Here is a 12999-nt window from a genome sequence, read left to right as displayed (position 1 = left end):
GATAAGTTATTAGCAATCTATGCAAATTAGCTAAGCAACATGGCAAACCCCGTATCGTTTGTTAGACTTTACCCACTGGTAACGGAAAGGAGATAAGAATGAGTTTATTCAAAGAGTTTCGCGATTTTGCCATGCGCGGCAATGTGGTGGATTTGGCAGTAGGTGTCATCATCGGTGCGGCCTTTGGTAAGATTGTATCTTCATTGGTCTCAAACATTATCATGCCGCCACTAGGCTTGCTTATCGGGGGAGTAGATTTCAAGCAGTTCAGCTGGATATTAAAACCAGCGGATGGGTCAACGCCTGCGGTAGTAATGGAATATGGCATGTTTTTGCAGACCGTATTCGATTTTGTCATCGTAGCTTTTGCGATTTTCATTGCTATCAAGCTGATGAATAAGTTGCACAAGAAGAAAGAAGTTGAGAAGCCAGCACCGAAGCCTACGGCTGAAGAAAACCTGCTCACTGAGATCCGAGACCTGTTAAAGCAGCAAAACAGCAAGATCTAAAATTTACGCCGGGCTAAAGCTAAAAGGCCAGTGGTAAAGTTTGCTTTACCACTGGCCTCCCAGTTGCCCTTCTTATGATGTTTATCCTTCCGTTTAAAACTTCCTTTCCCTTTCTGATTTACTTCAACACGTGCTCTAAATAATGGATCGTGTAACAAAGCTTCGAGCGCGTTATCGCGTATTTTCCCCTTCGTATGCTTGTAGTGGGCCATACAATCATTTCCTGTGTTTAAAATGGATGTCATCTGAACAATTTAGTGCAGATGATTATTTCATACGGTTGCGTAAACTCGCGGCATAATCACCATAGAGAAACTCGGTATTCATTCCTGCCTGACGCAACGTTAACTCCACGACTTGCAGACGCTTAAGATAGTGTGCGTATTGCGGATTTTCAAGCTGGCAACTTTCTAATAATTCATTTAACTCCATGGCTTCGCGACGCAACTGAAGTTCTGGCGGCAAAAAACCTGCATTTTTTAGTATTCGATAAGACGCGCGTAACTCCTGAGGGACATGGCTATCATCCTCTATCTGAAGTGGCATGCCAGCACCAGGTAGATTATCGAGTTCACCTTCAGCCAGTGCTTTACGAATATGCTCTTCAGCAAGTTGGTCAATTAACCACATATATTACCCCCTGAAAAAAGAGACGTGACTGGCTCAGGTTAGCGTACCGCCATAATAAAGATATAAAAAAACCCGCCGGAGCGGGTTTTTCCAAGTAGCTACAGATTACTCTGCAGCAGCTTCTGCTTGAACTTCTGGACGATCAACGAGTTCGATGTAAGCCATCGGAGCGTTGTCACCAGCACGGAAGCCACACTTAAGAATACGAGTGTAACCACCTGCGCGGCTCGCGAAACGCGGGCCAAGTTCATTAAACAGTTTTGCCACGATCTCGTTATCACGAGTGCGGGCGAATGCCAGACGACGATTAGCTACGCTGTCGGTCTTGGCAAGTGTAATCAGCGGCTCAACTACACGACGCAGCTCTTTCGCTTTCGGCAGGGTCGTCTTGATGATCTCATGACGAACCAGAGAGCCAGCCATGTTGCGAAACATAGCCTGACGATGGCTGCTGTTGCGGTTCAGTTGACGACCACTCTTACGATGGCGCATGACCTTATCCTTCTCAGTGAAACCTTAACCTGTGATCGGTTTATTCATCAGCAATGCTGGCTGGCGGCCAGTTCTCAAGGCGCATGCCCAGAGAAAGACCACGTGATGCCAACACATCTTTAATCTCAGTAAGAGATTTTTTACCCAAGTTAGGCGTTTTAAGGAGCTCAACTTCAGTACGCTGCACCAGATCACCGATGTAGTGGATAGCTTCTGCCTTAAGGCAGTTAGCAGAGCGGACAGTCAATTCCAGATCGTCAACAGGGCGCAGCAGGATCGGATCGAATTCTGGTTTTTCTTCTTTAACTTCTGGTTGACGTACATCACGTAGGTCGACAAAAGCTTCAAGTTGTTCAGCCAGAATGGTTGCCGCACGACGAATCGCCTCTTCAGGATCGATTGTGCCGTTGGTTTCCATTTCGATGACCAGCTTGTCCAGGTCGGTGCGCTGTTCTACACGCGCTGCTTCAACATTGTAGGCGATACGGTCTACAGGGCTGTAACAGGCGTCAACCAACAGGCGGCCGATCGGGCGCTCATCTTCTTCCGAATGAATTCGGGCAGACGCCGGCACATAACCACGGCCACGCTGAACTTTGATACGCATATTAATAGATGCGTTGTCATCGGTCAGATGGCAGATCACGTGCTGCGGCTTGACGATTTCGACATCACCGTCATGGGTAATGTCGGCTGCAGTCACAGGGCCAATGCCAGATTTATTCAGAGTAAGAATAACCTCATCTTTACCCTGAACTCTTACCGCCAGCCCTTTCAGGTTGAGCAGGATTTCCAGGATATCTTCCTGTACTCCCTCTTTGGTGCTGTACTCATGAAGTACACCATCAATTTCAACCTCGGTCACCGCGCAACCCGGCATGGATGAAAGCAGAATACGGCGCAGTGCGTTACCAAGAGTATGGCCAAAGCCACGCTCTAAAGGCTCAAGGGTCACCTTGGCGTGCGTCGAACTGACTTGCTCGATATCTACCAGGCGCGGTTTTAGAAACTCTGTCACAGAACCCTGCATTGTGTCCTCTCTTTGGTACTAAGCTTTACTTAGAGTAAAGCTCGACGATCAGGTGTTCGTTAATGTCCGCAGACAGATCGGTACGCTCAGGAATACGCTTGAACACACCTTCCATCTTAGTAGCATCAACTTCCAGCCAGGTTGGCTTTTCACGCTGCTCAGCCAGCTCCAGAGCGGCTTTCACGCGAGATTGCTTTTTGGCTTTCTCACGGATGCTAACAACGTCATTCGGAGTTACCTGATAAGAAGCGATGTTAACAACGCGGCCGTTAACCATGACGGATTTATGGCTTACCAACTGGCGTGCTTCTGCACGAGTGGCACCAAAACCCATACGATAAACTACGTTATCAAGACGGCCTTCAAGCAGAGCCAGCAGATTTTCACCTGTGTTGCCTTTCAGACGTGCTGCTTCTTTATAATAGTTACGGAACTGACGCTCAAGAACGCCATAAATGCGACGTACTTTTTGCTTTTCACGTAACTGACCGCCGTAATCAGACAGACGCGGTTTACGCGCTCCGTGCTGACCAGGCGCTTGATCAATTTTACACTTGGTGTCAATCGCACGAACGCCAGATTTAAGGAATAAATCTGTGCCCTCACGACGGCTCAGCTTGAGCTTAGGACCCAAATATCTTGCCATTTTCTTTCTCCAACTATCCTAAAAACGAGCGTTATACGCGGCGTTTTTTCGGCGGACGACAACCGTTATGAGGGATCGGAGTCACATCAGTAATATTCGTGATGCGGAAACCAGCGGCGTTCAGAGCACGAATCGTTGATTCGCGACCCGGACCCGGACCCTTAACCATAACTTCCAGGTTCTTAATACCGTAATCTTTTACCGCTTCTGCACAGCGCTCTGCAGCAACCTGAGCAGCGAACGGGGTAGATTTACGTGAACCGCGGAAACCGGAACCACCGGCGGTTGCCCAACCCAGTGCGTTACCCTGACGATCAGTGATAGTAACGATGGTGTTGTTAAAAGAAGCATGGACATGTGCCACGCCGTCGGAGACTTGCTTTCTTACACGCTTACGTGCACGAACTGGTGCCTTTGCCATTATTCAATCACCCCGATTATTTCTTGATCGGTTTGCGCGGACCCTTACGGGTACGAGCGTTGGTCTTGGTACGCTGGCCGCGAACCGGAAGACCACGACGATGACGCAAACCACGATAGCAACCAAGGTCCATAAGACGTTTGATGCTCAGGGTGACTTCACGGCGCAGGTCGCCTTCGACGACGAACTTCGCGACTGCATCACGCAGCAAGTCGATTTGCTCTTCAGATAACTCACTGATCTTAACATTTTCAGCGATACCCGTTTCAACGCAGATAGCTTGTGAACGAGTCTTGCCGATACCATAGATCGATGTTAAAGCGATTACGGTATGTTTTTGATCAGGAATGTTAATGCCTGCTATACGGGCCACTATGCACTCCTATAAAAAATATATACGTTCCATGCCGAAAAGCCCGTTTTCAGGATACTCAAATGGAAACGCATAGACATACAAAAGATTGGCTGGCTAATCTAGCCAGCTCAACCCGACTTTGCAAGAAAAATATGTGAAAATCAGCCTTGGCGCTGTTTATGCTTTGGCTCGGCGCTACAAATCACACGTACGACGCCGTCGCGACGAATGATTTTGCAGTTACGACATAATTTCTTGACGGAAGCACGAACTTTCATTTTTACTCTCCGTAACTTCTCAAGCGCCTGAATTAACGGCCGTAGCCCTTCAGGTTTGCTTTCTTCAATGCAGACTCGTACTGACTTGACATCATTAGAGTTTGCACTTGAGCCATAAAGTCCATGATGACAACTACTACAATAAGCAGTGACGTACCGCCAAAGTAGAAAGGAACTTTCATCGCATCACGCATGAACTCCGGGATAAGGCAGATAAAAGTAATATACAGAGCGCCGATTAAGGTCAGTCGAGTCATTACTTTATCGATATACTTCGCCGTTTGCTCTCCCGGACGAATTCCTGGTACAAATGCACCAGACTTCTTCAGGTTATCTGCTGTTTCACGTGGGTTGAAAACCAACGCCGTATAGAAGAAACAGAAGAAGATGATCGCAGTCGCATAGAGTAGCACATATAGCGGCTGACCTGGTTGCAAATACATTGTAATAGTTGCTAACCAGTTCCAACCGGTACTGCCGCCGAACCACTGAGCAATAGTTGCCGGGAACAGAATAATACTGGAAGCAAAAATAGCCGGGATAACCCCTGCCATATTAACTTTCAGCGGCAAATGCGTGCTCTGAGCAGCATAGACACGACGGCCTTGCTGACGTTTCGCATAGTTCACCACAATGCGGCGTTGACCACGCTCTACGTAAACAACGAAGAAGGTCACTGCAAATACGAGAACTGCAACCAACAGCAACAGGAGGAAGTGCAGGTCACCTTGCCTTGCTTGCTCGATGGTATGGCCAATGGCCGGCGGTAAACCCGCAACGATACCAGCAAAGATTATGATTGAAATACCGTTTCCGATACCGCGCTCAGTAATCTGTTCACCCAGCCACATGAGAAACATTGTTCCCGTAACCAAGCTCACAACAGCGGTAAAATAGAAAGCAAAGCCTGGATTCATCACCAGGCCCTGCATTCCCGCCATATTGGGCAAACCAGTAGCAATACCGATCGCCTGGAATATGGCAAGTACCAACGTACCGTAACGAGTGTACTGACTAATCTTACGACGGCCAGCCTCCCCTTCTTTCTTTATTTCAGCTAATGCAGGATGAACCACAGTTAGCAACTGGATAATAATCGATGCCGAAATATAGGGCATGATTCCCAGAGCAAAGATAGAAGCACGGCTTAAAGCACCACCAGAGAACATGTTAAACATTTCAATGATGGTGCCACGCTGTTGCTCAAGCAGTTTGGCAAGTACAGTGGCATCAATACCAGGGATCGGAATAAAAGAGCCAATACGGAAGACAATAAGTGCACCAATTACAAACAACAGTCTGCGTTTCAGTTCACCCAGCCCACCCTTGGCACTTTGAAAATCTAATCCCGGTTGTTTAGCCATCTGCTACTTATTCCTCGATTTTTCCGCCAGCAGCTTCGATTGCAGCACGAGCGCCTTTCGTTACACGCAGGCCACGAATTGTTACTGGTGTAGTAACTTCGCCAGACAAAAACACCTTAGCGAACTCAATCTGTACACCAATAATATTCGCTGCTTTCAGCGTGTTCAGGTCTACAATACCGCCTTCTACTTTCGCCAGGTCAGAGAGACGAACTTCAGCCGTCACCATTGCTTTGCGAGAAGTGAAGCCAAATTTTGGCAGACGACGATACAGAGGCATCTGACCGCCCTCAAAACCGCGACGTACGCCACCGCCAGAACGTGAGTTCTGACCTTTGTGACCACGACCACCGGTTTTGCCGAGGCCCGAACCGATACCACGACCCAGACGCTTAGAAGCGTGTTTAGATCCTTCGGCCGGAGACAGAGTATTTAAACGCATCTCTTACTCCTCCACTTTAACCATGTAGGAAATCGCGTTAACCATACCGCGAACAGCAGGCGTATCTTCACGCTCAACGGTATGACCAATACGACGCAGACCCAGGCCAAGCAGCGTTGCCTTGTGTTTAGGCAGACGGCCGATCGAACTACGGGTTTGTGTAATTTTAATAGTGTTTGCCATGGTGATTACCCCAGAATTTCTTCAACGGATTTACCACGCTTGGCAGCGACCATTTCTGGAGAATTCATATTCGCCAGGCCATCAATAGTTGCACGCACCACGTTAATCGGGTTAGTGGAACCATATGCTTTGGCCAGAACGTTATGAACTCCAGCAACTTCCAGAACGGCGCGCATTGCACCACCGGCGATGATACCGGTACCTTCGGAAGCTGGCTGCATGAACACGCGAGAACCCGTGTGAACACCTTTAACCGGGTGTTGCAGGGTACCGTGCGTCAGCGCGACGTTAATCATATTGCGACGGGCTTTTTCCATCGCTTTCTGGATCGCTGCTGGAACTTCACGCGCTTTACCGTAACCAAAACCGATACGACCATTACCGTCGCCTACAACAGTCAGTGCTGTGAAGGAGAAGATACGACCGCCTTTAACAGTTTTAGATACACGGTTTACCGCGATCAGTTTTTCCTGCAGTTCACCAGCTTGTTTCTCGATGTGTGCCATCTTAGACCTCTACCTTAGAACTGAAGGCCAGCTTCACGGGCAGCATCTGCCAGTGCCTGGACGCGACCATGATATTGGAACCCGGAACGGTCGAAAGAGACACCAGTGATGCCTTTCTCAATTGCGCGCTCTGCAATGGCTTTGCCCACAGCAGCTGCAGCGTCTTTGTTACCGGTGTACTTCAGTTGTTCAGTGATAGCTTTTTCTACAGTAGAAGCAGCAACCAAAACTTCAGAACCGTTCGGTGCGATTACCTGTGCGTAAATGTGACGCGGGGTACGATGTACCACCAGGCGAGTAGCACCCAGCTCTTTGAGCTTGCGACGTGCGCGGGTCGCACGACGGATACGAGCAGATTTCTTATCCATAGTGTTACCTTACTTCTTCTTAGCCTCTTTGGTACGCACGACTTCGTCGGCGTAACGAACACCCTTGCCTTTATAAGGCTCAGGACGACGGTAGGCGCGCAAATCAGCTGCAACCTGGCCAATCAACTGCTTATCTGCACCTTTCAGTACGATTTCAGTTTGAGTTGGACATTCTGCAGAGATGCCTGCCGGCAGCGCGTGTTCAACAGGGTGAGAAAAGCCCAGAGACAAATTCACCACGTCGCCCTTAACGGCCGCACGATAACCTACACCAACCAGCTGCAGCTTCTTAGTGAAGCCTTCGGTAACACCGATAACCATTGAGTTCATCAGCGCACGAGTAGTACCCGCCTGCGCCCAGCCGTCAACGTAACCATCGCGCGGAGCGAAGGTCAGCGTGTTGTCAGCTTGTTTAACTTCAACAGCATCATTGATAGTACGAATCAGCTCGCCGTTTTTACCTTTAATCGAAATAACCTGACCGTTGAGTTTTACCTCTACGCCGGCAGGAATAGCGACAGGTGCTTTAGCAACACGAGACATTTCTTCCTCCGATTAAGCTACGTAGCAGATAATTTCGCCACCAAGACCAGCTTGGCGCGCTGCACGATCAGTCATAACACCTTTAGAGGTAGAAACAACCGCGATGCCCAAACCTGCCATAACTTTTGGCAGTTCGTCTTTGCGCTTATAGATGCGCAGACCTGGGCGACTAACACGTTGAATGCTCTCTACCACAGCCTTGCCCTGGAAATACTTAAGAGTCAGTTCCAGTTCAGGCTTGATGTCGCCTTCGATTTTAAAATCTTCAATATAGCCTTCTTCCTTCAGCACGTTGGCAATTGCCACTTTCAGCTTGGAGGAAGGCATAATGACCGCGACTTTGTTCGCGGCCTGACCGTTACGGATACGGGTCAGCATATCCGCGATCGGATCTTGCATGCTCATCAGTATAACTCCCGTGATTCAAATGGTGACAATTACCAGCTAGCCTTTTTAAGACCCGGGATCTCACCGCGCATAGCGGCTTCACGGACCTTGATACGGCTCAACCCGAACTTCCGCAGGAAAGCATGCGGACGACCAGTTTGGCGGCAGCGGTTACGCTGACGGGACGGGCTGGAATCACGCGGCAGAGACTGCAGCTTGAGAACAGCATTCCAACGATCTTCGTCAGAAGCGTTCACATCAGAAATGATAGCTTTCAGCTCAACGCGCTTTGCGAAGAATTTGTCTGCTAATTTCTCACGCTTAACTTCGCGTGCTTTCATTGATTGCTTAGCCATTAAGTAACCCTACCTTACTTGCGGAACGGGAATTCAAAGGCGGCCAGCAGAGCACGGCCTTCATCGTCAGATTTCGCAGTAGTGGTGATGGTAATATCCAAACCACGAACGCGATCGACTTTGTCATAGTCGATTTCTGGGAAGATGATCTGCTCACGGACGCCCATGCTGTAGTTACCACGACCATCGAATGACTTAGCGGACAAGCCACGGAAGTCACGAATACGTGGAACAGCAATAGTGACCAGACGCTCAAAGAACTCCCACATGCGCTCGCCACGCAGAGTTACTTTACAGCCGATCGGATAGCCCTGACGGATTTTGAAGCCTGCAACTGATTTGCGTGCTTTGGTGACTAACGGCTTTTGACCGGAGATTGCTGCCAAGTCAGCTACTGCATTATCCAGCAGCTTCTTGTCAGCGATCGCTTCACCAACACCCATGTTCAGGGTGATCTTCTCGACCCGAGGGACTTGCATGACAGAAGCGTAGCCAAACTCAGTCATGAGTTTGTTAACTACTTCGTCTTTGTAGTAATCATGCAGTTTCGCCATCGTACTACTCCAAATTACTTGATAGTTTCGCTGTTTGATTTAAAGAAACGGACTTTTTTTCCGTCTTCAAATCTAAAGCCTACACGGTCAGCCTTACCAGTTGCCGTGTTGAAGATTGCAAGGTTGGAAACCTGAATTGCGGCTTCTTTCTCAACAATGCCACCCGCCTGGTTTGTAGCCGGAACCGGCTTCTGATGCTTCTTAACCAGGTTGATACCTTCAACAATGACCTTACCAGAAGACAGGACATTTTTTACTTTACCGCGCTTACCTTTATCTTTACCGGTCAGCACGATAACTTCGTCATCGCGACGGATTTTAGCTGCCATTGCTCGCTCCTTAGAGTACTTCTGGTGCCAGAGAGATAATTTTCATGAACTTTTCAGTACGAAGCTCACGAGTTACCGGCCCAAAAATACGCGTACCGATAGGCTGCTCACTGTTATTATTTAAAATAACGCATGCATTGCCATCGAAGCGAATGACAGAACCGTCAGGGCGACGAACACCCTTCCTGGTGCGCACCACTACCGCCTTAAGCACATCACCTTTCTTAACTTTACCGCGAGGAATTGCTTCCTTGATGGTAACTTTGATGATGTCGCCTACGCCTGCGTAGCGACGGTGCGAGCCACCCAGAACCTTGATACACATTACGCGACGTGCACCGGAGTTGTCGGCGACGTTCAGCATAGTCTGTTCTTGGATCATTTTAGTGCTCCGCTAATGTCAACTACTACTTCGGGACCTAGAAACAGGTCGATTGATAGCCCCATAATTGAAGGCGCGGCATTATAACACCGGTTCCCCAATTTGGGTAGAAAAAATAAACGGCTCGACTGAGCCGTTTATTTTATTTTTTAAGAGGGCAGATTCTATTACAGAATCGCTTTCTCTACAACGCGAACCAGTGTCCATGACTTAGTCTTGGACAGCGGACGGCATTCGCGGATTTCAACCACGTCGCCGATACCGCATTCATTGTTCTCGTCGTGGATGTGCAGCTTAGTCGTACGCTTAATGAATTTACCGTAGATTGGGTGTTTCACGAAACGCTCGATAGCAACAACAGCAGATTTCTGCATCTTGTCACTGATCACACGACCCTGCAGAGTACGGATTTTATCGGTCATTACGCACCCGCCTTCTCAGTCAGTAAAGTCTTAACGCGTGCAACATCACGGCGAACTTGCTTCAACAGATGAGACTGTTGCAGCTGGCCAGATGCTGCCTGCATGCGCAGGTTAAACTGCTCACGCAGCAGGTTAAGCAGCTCAGTGTTGAGCTCTTCAACGCTTTTTTCACGCAGCTCAGTTGCTTTCATTACATCACCGTCTTAGTTACAAAGGTGGTTTTGATAGGCAGTTTTGCTGCTGCCAGCTTGAAGGCTTCACGGGCAAGCTCTTCCGGAACGCCGTCCATTTCATACAGGACTTTGCCCGGTTGGATTAGGGCAACCCAATACTCAACGTTACCCTTACCTTTACCCATACGCACTTCGAGCGGCTTCTCAGTAATTGGTTTGTCCGGGAATACACGGATCCAAATTTTACCTTGACGCTTAACTGCACGGGTCATAGCACGACGTGCTGCTTCGATCTGACGGGCAGTCAGACGACCACGGCCAACAGCTTTCAGACCGAAAGTCCCGAAGCTAACATCCGTACCCTGCGCCAGACCACGGTTGCGGCCTTTATGCACTTTACGGAATTTTGTACGCTTTGGTTGTAACATAGCGACTCTCCTTACTTACGGCCTTTACGCTGCTGCTTTTTAGGTTGAGCAGCCGGTTCCGGTTGTTCAACAGCAGCCATACCACCCAGGATCTCGCCTTTGAAGATCCATACCTTAACGCCGATTACACCATAAGTAGTGTGCGCTTCAGAGGTGTTGTAGTCGATGTCAGCACGCAGAGTATGCAACGGCACGCGACCTTCACGGTACCATTCAGTACGTGCGATCTCGGCGCCGCCCAGACGGCCGCTAACTTCAACTTTGATACCTTTAGCGCCCAGACGCATTGCGTTCTGTACAGCACGCTTCATAGCACGACGGAACATCACACGACGCTCCAGCTGTGAAGTGATGCTGTCAGCAACCAATTTAGCGTCCAGTTCCGGCTTACGGATTTCAGCGATATTGATCTGTGCAGGGACGCCAGCAATATTTGCTACGACCGCACGCAGTTTCTCGACGTCTTCGCCTTTCTTACCGATTACGATGCCCGGGCGAGCGGTGTGAATAGTCACACGGATGCTCTTAGCCGGACGCTCGATTACGATACGAGAGACAGACGCTTTTGACAGTTCTTTAGTCAAAAACTGACGAACTTTAAAATCGCTGTCCAGGTTGTCAGCGAATTCTTTGGTATTCGCGAACCAGGTAGAGTTCCAGGGCTTTACAATACCCAGGCGAATACCATTAGGATGTACTTTCTGACCCATTGCTAGTCTCCAGAGTCTCAGCGATCGGACACAACCACAGTAATGTGGCTGGTGCGCTTCAGGATACGATCTGCACGACCTTTTGCACGCGGCATAATGCGCTTCATGCTTGGGCCTGCGTCGACGAAAATTTTCGCGACTTTCAGATCATCGATATCAGCGCCATCGTTGTGTTCGGCGTTAGCAATGGCAGATTCAAGTACTTTCTTGACCAGTACAGCCGCTTTCTTGTTGGTGTAGGTCAAAATGTCCAGAGCCTGCGACACTTTCTTACCGCGAATCAGGTCAGCCACAAGGCGAACCTTTTGAGCAGAAGAACGAGCGTGGCGATGTTGAGCTAAAGTTTCCATCTCTTCCTCCTGCCTTAGCGTTTCTTGGCTTTTTTATCAGCCGCGTGACCGCGATAAGTACGAGTCGGCGCAAATTCACCCAGCTTGTGACCGACCATTTCATCGGAAACAAAAACTGGAACGTGCTGACGACCATTATGGACAGCGATGGTCAAACCGATCATGTTTGGAAAGATCGTTGAACGACGGGACCAAGTGCGCAGGGGCTTCTTGTCACCGCTTTCCACCGCTTTCTCTACCTTCTTCAGCAAGTGCAGGTCAATAAAAGGACCTTTCTTGAGAGAACGTGGCATGGCTTATCCTCTAATTTTATTTGCTACGGCGACGTACGATAAATTTATCAGTACGCTTGTTGCTACGGGTCTTCTTACCTTTGGTCTGGAGGCCCCATGGGGACACCGGATGCTTACCAAAGTTACGACCTTCACCACCACCGTGCGGGTGATCAACTGGGTTCATCGCAGTACCACGAACGGTCGGACGAATACCACGCCAGCGAGCTGCACCTGCTTTACCCAGAACGCGGAGCATATGCTCTGCATTGCCGACTTCGCCAAGGGTAGCGCGGCAGTCGGATTCGACTTTACGCATTTCACCAGAACGCAGACGCAGGGTAACGTAGGAACCTTCGCGCGCAACGATCTGCACGTAAGTACCAGCTGAGCGAGCAATCTGACCGCCTTTGCCTGGTTTCATTTCTACGTTGTGAACAGTTGAACCTACTGGGATGTTACGCATCGGCAGAGTGTTACCTGCTTTGATCGCAGCATCAACGCCAGACTGAATCTGGTCGCCAGCTTTCAGGCCTTTAGGGGCCAGGATGTAACGGCGTTCGCCATCTTTGTACAGAACCAGAGCGATGTTCGCTGAGCGGTTCGGATCGTACTCAAGACGTTCAACAACTGCCGGGATACCATCTTTGTTGCGTTTAAAGTCAACAATACGGTAAGCCTGCTTGTGACCACCACCGATATGACGAGTAGTGATGCGACCGTTGTTGTTGCGGCCGCCAGATTTGCTGTTTTTCTCAAGCAGCGGGGCGAATGGTTTGCCCTTGTGCAGCTCCTGGTTCACCACTTTAACTACATGGCGACGACCCGGAGATGTCGGTTTACATTTAACAATTGCCATTGTTTCTCTC

The 12999-nt window shown here is 49.2% G+C and carries 27 protein-coding genes; 1 reads left to right on the top strand and 26 read right to left on the bottom strand.

The features are described 5' to 3' along the window. Positions 1-98: 98 nt before the first annotated feature. Positions 99-509, top strand: a complete 411-nt coding sequence (mscL, locus tag EM595_RS01965; protein ID WP_067427381.1) for a large-conductance mechanosensitive channel protein MscL — start codon at positions 99-101, stop codon at positions 507-509. Here mscL and EM595_RS01960 read toward each other — a convergent pair. The 26 genes from EM595_RS01960 to rplB form a co-directional block, all read right to left on the bottom strand. Continuing rightward, complete coding sequence (locus tag EM595_RS01960) at positions 506-721, bottom strand: alternative ribosome-rescue factor A (RefSeq protein WP_067427379.1); 216 nt, start codon at positions 719-721, stop codon at positions 506-508. The two genes, mscL and EM595_RS01960, sit on opposite strands and share 4 nt — an antisense overlap. A gap of 55 nt (positions 722-776) precedes the next feature. Further along, positions 777-1139, bottom strand: a complete 363-nt coding sequence (locus EM595_RS01955) for a DnaJ family domain-containing protein (RefSeq protein WP_067427378.1) — start codon at positions 1137-1139, stop codon at positions 777-779. Positions 1140-1244: 105 nt separating this feature from the next. Beyond that, positions 1245-1631 carry a 50S ribosomal protein L17 gene (gene rplQ, locus EM595_RS01950; RefSeq protein ID WP_067427377.1) on the bottom strand — a complete coding sequence of 129 codons (387 nt, stop codon included), beginning with the start codon at positions 1629-1631 and terminating at the stop codon, positions 1245-1247. Positions 1632-1671: 40 nt separating this feature from the next. After that, complete coding sequence (locus EM595_RS01945; protein ID WP_067427376.1) at positions 1672-2661, bottom strand: DNA-directed RNA polymerase subunit alpha; 990 nt, start codon at positions 2659-2661, stop codon at positions 1672-1674. A 25-nt stretch (positions 2662-2686) separates the two neighbouring features. After that, entirely contained in the window at positions 2687-3307 is a 621-nt protein-coding gene (rpsD, locus tag EM595_RS01940; protein WP_067427375.1) for a 30S ribosomal protein S4, read from the bottom strand. A gap of 31 nt (positions 3308-3338) precedes the next feature. Then, positions 3339-3728, bottom strand: a complete 390-nt coding sequence (gene rpsK / locus EM595_RS01935) for a 30S ribosomal protein S11 (protein ID WP_004160563.1) — start codon at positions 3726-3728, stop codon at positions 3339-3341. Positions 3729-3744: 16 nt separating this feature from the next. Continuing rightward, positions 3745-4101 (bottom strand): 30S ribosomal protein S13, encoded by a 357-nt coding sequence (rpsM, locus tag EM595_RS01930; protein WP_067427373.1) that lies wholly within the window; start codon positions 4099-4101, stop codon positions 3745-3747. A 143-nt stretch (positions 4102-4244) separates the two neighbouring features. Beyond that, positions 4245-4361, bottom strand: a complete 117-nt coding sequence (rpmJ, locus tag EM595_RS20535; protein ID WP_004160566.1) for a 50S ribosomal protein L36 — start codon at positions 4359-4361, stop codon at positions 4245-4247. Between the two features lie 32 nt (positions 4362-4393). Then, positions 4394-5725 (bottom strand): preprotein translocase subunit SecY, encoded by a 1332-nt coding sequence (secY, locus tag EM595_RS01925; protein ID WP_067427371.1) that lies wholly within the window; start codon positions 5723-5725, stop codon positions 4394-4396. 7 nt (positions 5726-5732) lie between these two features. Then, positions 5733-6167: a 50S ribosomal protein L15 gene (rplO, locus tag EM595_RS01920; RefSeq protein ID WP_067427369.1), complete on the bottom strand. Its 435-nt coding sequence runs from the start codon at positions 6165-6167 to the stop codon at positions 5733-5735. Positions 6168-6170: 3 nt separating this feature from the next. Then, positions 6171-6350 (bottom strand): 50S ribosomal protein L30, encoded by a 180-nt coding sequence (gene rpmD, locus EM595_RS01915; protein WP_067427367.1) that lies wholly within the window; start codon positions 6348-6350, stop codon positions 6171-6173. 5 nt (positions 6351-6355) lie between these two features. Continuing rightward, positions 6356-6856 carry a 30S ribosomal protein S5 gene (gene rpsE / locus EM595_RS01910; RefSeq protein ID WP_067427365.1) on the bottom strand — a complete coding sequence of 167 codons (501 nt, stop codon included), beginning with the start codon at positions 6854-6856 and terminating at the stop codon, positions 6356-6358. Between the two features lie 14 nt (positions 6857-6870). Continuing rightward, a complete protein-coding gene (rplR, locus tag EM595_RS01905) occupies positions 6871-7224 on the bottom strand; it encodes a 50S ribosomal protein L18 (protein ID WP_067427363.1) in 354 nt (117 codons plus the stop codon). Between the two features lie 9 nt (positions 7225-7233). Continuing rightward, positions 7234-7767 (bottom strand): 50S ribosomal protein L6, encoded by a 534-nt coding sequence (gene rplF, locus EM595_RS01900; protein ID WP_067427362.1) that lies wholly within the window; start codon positions 7765-7767, stop codon positions 7234-7236. Positions 7768-7779: 12 nt separating this feature from the next. Beyond that, the gene (gene rpsH / locus EM595_RS01895; RefSeq protein WP_067427361.1) at positions 7780-8172 is read right to left on the bottom strand and encodes a 30S ribosomal protein S8; all 393 of its coding nucleotides are present in this window, start codon (positions 8170-8172) and stop codon (positions 7780-7782) included. A 32-nt stretch (positions 8173-8204) separates the two neighbouring features. Continuing rightward, the gene (gene rpsN, locus EM595_RS01890; protein ID WP_067427360.1) at positions 8205-8510 is read right to left on the bottom strand and encodes a 30S ribosomal protein S14; all 306 of its coding nucleotides are present in this window, start codon (positions 8508-8510) and stop codon (positions 8205-8207) included. A gap of 14 nt (positions 8511-8524) precedes the next feature. Next, a complete protein-coding gene (rplE, locus tag EM595_RS01885) occupies positions 8525-9064 on the bottom strand; it encodes a 50S ribosomal protein L5 (protein ID WP_067427359.1) in 540 nt (179 codons plus the stop codon). Positions 9065-9078: 14 nt separating this feature from the next. After that, the gene (gene rplX, locus EM595_RS01880; RefSeq protein ID WP_067427357.1) at positions 9079-9393 is read right to left on the bottom strand and encodes a 50S ribosomal protein L24; all 315 of its coding nucleotides are present in this window, start codon (positions 9391-9393) and stop codon (positions 9079-9081) included. A 10-nt stretch (positions 9394-9403) separates the two neighbouring features. Then, a complete protein-coding gene (gene rplN, locus EM595_RS01875) occupies positions 9404-9775 on the bottom strand; it encodes a 50S ribosomal protein L14 (RefSeq protein WP_006120590.1) in 372 nt (123 codons plus the stop codon). A 167-nt stretch (positions 9776-9942) separates the two neighbouring features. Then, on the bottom strand, positions 9943-10197 hold the full coding sequence (gene rpsQ / locus EM595_RS01870) for a 30S ribosomal protein S17 (protein ID WP_067427355.1): 255 nt from the start codon (positions 10195-10197) through the stop codon (positions 9943-9945). After that, a complete protein-coding gene (gene rpmC, locus EM595_RS01865) occupies positions 10197-10388 on the bottom strand; it encodes a 50S ribosomal protein L29 (protein WP_013204129.1) in 192 nt (63 codons plus the stop codon). The genes rpsQ and rpmC overlap by 1 nt, the downstream gene beginning before the upstream one ends. Next, the gene (gene rplP / locus EM595_RS01860; RefSeq protein ID WP_002438716.1) at positions 10388-10798 is read right to left on the bottom strand and encodes a 50S ribosomal protein L16; all 411 of its coding nucleotides are present in this window, start codon (positions 10796-10798) and stop codon (positions 10388-10390) included. Before rplP ends, rpmC begins: the two co-directional genes overlap by 1 nt. Before the next feature lie 11 nt (positions 10799-10809). Next, complete coding sequence (gene rpsC / locus EM595_RS01855) at positions 10810-11508, bottom strand: 30S ribosomal protein S3 (RefSeq protein WP_067427353.1); 699 nt, start codon at positions 11506-11508, stop codon at positions 10810-10812. A 17-nt stretch (positions 11509-11525) separates the two neighbouring features. Further along, positions 11526-11858 (bottom strand): 50S ribosomal protein L22, encoded by a 333-nt coding sequence (gene rplV / locus EM595_RS01850; RefSeq protein ID WP_067427351.1) that lies wholly within the window; start codon positions 11856-11858, stop codon positions 11526-11528. Positions 11859-11872: 14 nt separating this feature from the next. Continuing rightward, complete coding sequence (gene rpsS, locus EM595_RS01845) at positions 11873-12151, bottom strand: 30S ribosomal protein S19 (protein WP_004929772.1); 279 nt, start codon at positions 12149-12151, stop codon at positions 11873-11875. A 16-nt stretch (positions 12152-12167) separates the two neighbouring features. Further along, complete coding sequence (gene rplB, locus EM595_RS01840) at positions 12168-12989, bottom strand: 50S ribosomal protein L2 (protein ID WP_067427349.1); 822 nt, start codon at positions 12987-12989, stop codon at positions 12168-12170. Positions 12990-12999: the final 10 nt, after the last annotated feature.

The organism is Duffyella gerundensis (genome assembly GCF_001517405.1).
Lineage (GTDB): Bacteria > Pseudomonadota > Gammaproteobacteria > Enterobacterales > Enterobacteriaceae > Duffyella > Duffyella gerundensis.
This window is presented reverse-complemented; position numbering and strand designations above follow the sequence as displayed.

Excerpts from the sequence above, each read along its gene's own strand:
- mscL (WP_067427381.1), top strand. The coding sequence starts at position 99 with ATGAGTTTATTCAAAGAGTTTCGCGATTTTGCCATGCGCGGCAATGTG.
- EM595_RS01960 (WP_067427379.1), bottom strand. The coding sequence starts at position 721 with ATGGCCCACTACAAGCATACGAAGGGGAAAATACGCGATAACGCGCTC.
- EM595_RS01955 (WP_067427378.1), bottom strand. The coding sequence starts at position 1,139 with ATGTGGTTAATTGACCAACTTGCTGAAGAGCATATTCGTAAAGCACTG.
- rplQ (WP_067427377.1), bottom strand. The coding sequence starts at position 1,631 with ATGCGCCATCGTAAGAGTGGTCGTCAACTGAACCGCAACAGCAGCCAT.
- EM595_RS01945 (WP_067427376.1), bottom strand. The coding sequence starts at position 2,661 with ATGCAGGGTTCTGTGACAGAGTTTCTAAAACCGCGCCTGGTAGATATC.
- rpsD (WP_067427375.1), bottom strand. The coding sequence starts at position 3,307 with ATGGCAAGATATTTGGGTCCTAAGCTCAAGCTGAGCCGTCGTGAGGGC.
- rpsK (WP_004160563.1), bottom strand. The coding sequence starts at position 3,728 with ATGGCAAAGGCACCAGTTCGTGCACGTAAGCGTGTAAGAAAGCAAGTC.
- rpmJ (WP_004160566.1), bottom strand. The coding sequence starts at position 4,361 with ATGAAAGTTCGTGCTTCCGTCAAGAAATTATGTCGTAACTGCAAAATC.
- secY (WP_067427371.1), bottom strand. The coding sequence starts at position 5,725 with ATGGCTAAACAACCGGGATTAGATTTTCAAAGTGCCAAGGGTGGGCTG.
- rplO (WP_067427369.1), bottom strand. The coding sequence starts at position 6,167 with ATGCGTTTAAATACTCTGTCTCCGGCCGAAGGATCTAAACACGCTTCT.
- rpmD (WP_067427367.1), bottom strand. The coding sequence starts at position 6,350 with ATGGCAAACACTATTAAAATTACACAAACCCGTAGTTCGATCGGCCGT.
- rpsE (WP_067427365.1), bottom strand. The coding sequence starts at position 6,856 with ATGGCACACATCGAGAAACAAGCTGGTGAACTGCAGGAAAAACTGATC.
- rplR (WP_067427363.1), bottom strand. The coding sequence starts at position 7,224 with ATGGATAAGAAATCTGCTCGTATCCGTCGTGCGACCCGCGCACGTCGC.
- rplF (WP_067427362.1), bottom strand. The coding sequence starts at position 7,767 with ATGTCTCGTGTTGCTAAAGCACCTGTCGCTATTCCTGCCGGCGTAGAG.
- rpsH (WP_067427361.1), bottom strand. The coding sequence starts at position 8,172 with ATGAGCATGCAAGATCCGATCGCGGATATGCTGACCCGTATCCGTAAC.
- rpsN (WP_067427360.1), bottom strand. The coding sequence starts at position 8,510 with ATGGCTAAGCAATCAATGAAAGCACGCGAAGTTAAGCGTGAGAAATTA.
- rplE (WP_067427359.1), bottom strand. The coding sequence starts at position 9,064 with ATGGCGAAACTGCATGATTACTACAAAGACGAAGTAGTTAACAAACTC.
- rplX (WP_067427357.1), bottom strand. The coding sequence starts at position 9,393 with ATGGCAGCTAAAATCCGTCGCGATGACGAAGTTATCGTGCTGACCGGT.
- rplN (WP_006120590.1), bottom strand. The coding sequence starts at position 9,775 with ATGATCCAAGAACAGACTATGCTGAACGTCGCCGACAACTCCGGTGCA.
- rpsQ (WP_067427355.1), bottom strand. The coding sequence starts at position 10,197 with ATGACCGATAAAATCCGTACTCTGCAGGGTCGTGTGATCAGTGACAAG.
- rpmC (WP_013204129.1), bottom strand. The coding sequence starts at position 10,388 with ATGAAAGCAACTGAGCTGCGTGAAAAAAGCGTTGAAGAGCTCAACACT.
- rplP (WP_002438716.1), bottom strand. The coding sequence starts at position 10,798 with ATGTTACAACCAAAGCGTACAAAATTCCGTAAAGTGCATAAAGGCCGC.
- rpsC (WP_067427353.1), bottom strand. The coding sequence starts at position 11,508 with ATGGGTCAGAAAGTACATCCTAATGGTATTCGCCTGGGTATTGTAAAG.
- rplV (WP_067427351.1), bottom strand. The coding sequence starts at position 11,858 with ATGGAAACTTTAGCTCAACATCGCCACGCTCGTTCTTCTGCTCAAAAG.
- rpsS (WP_004929772.1), bottom strand. The coding sequence starts at position 12,151 with ATGCCACGTTCTCTCAAGAAAGGTCCTTTTATTGACCTGCACTTGCTG.
- rplB (WP_067427349.1), bottom strand. The coding sequence starts at position 12,989 with ATGGCAATTGTTAAATGTAAACCGACATCTCCGGGTCGTCGCCATGTA.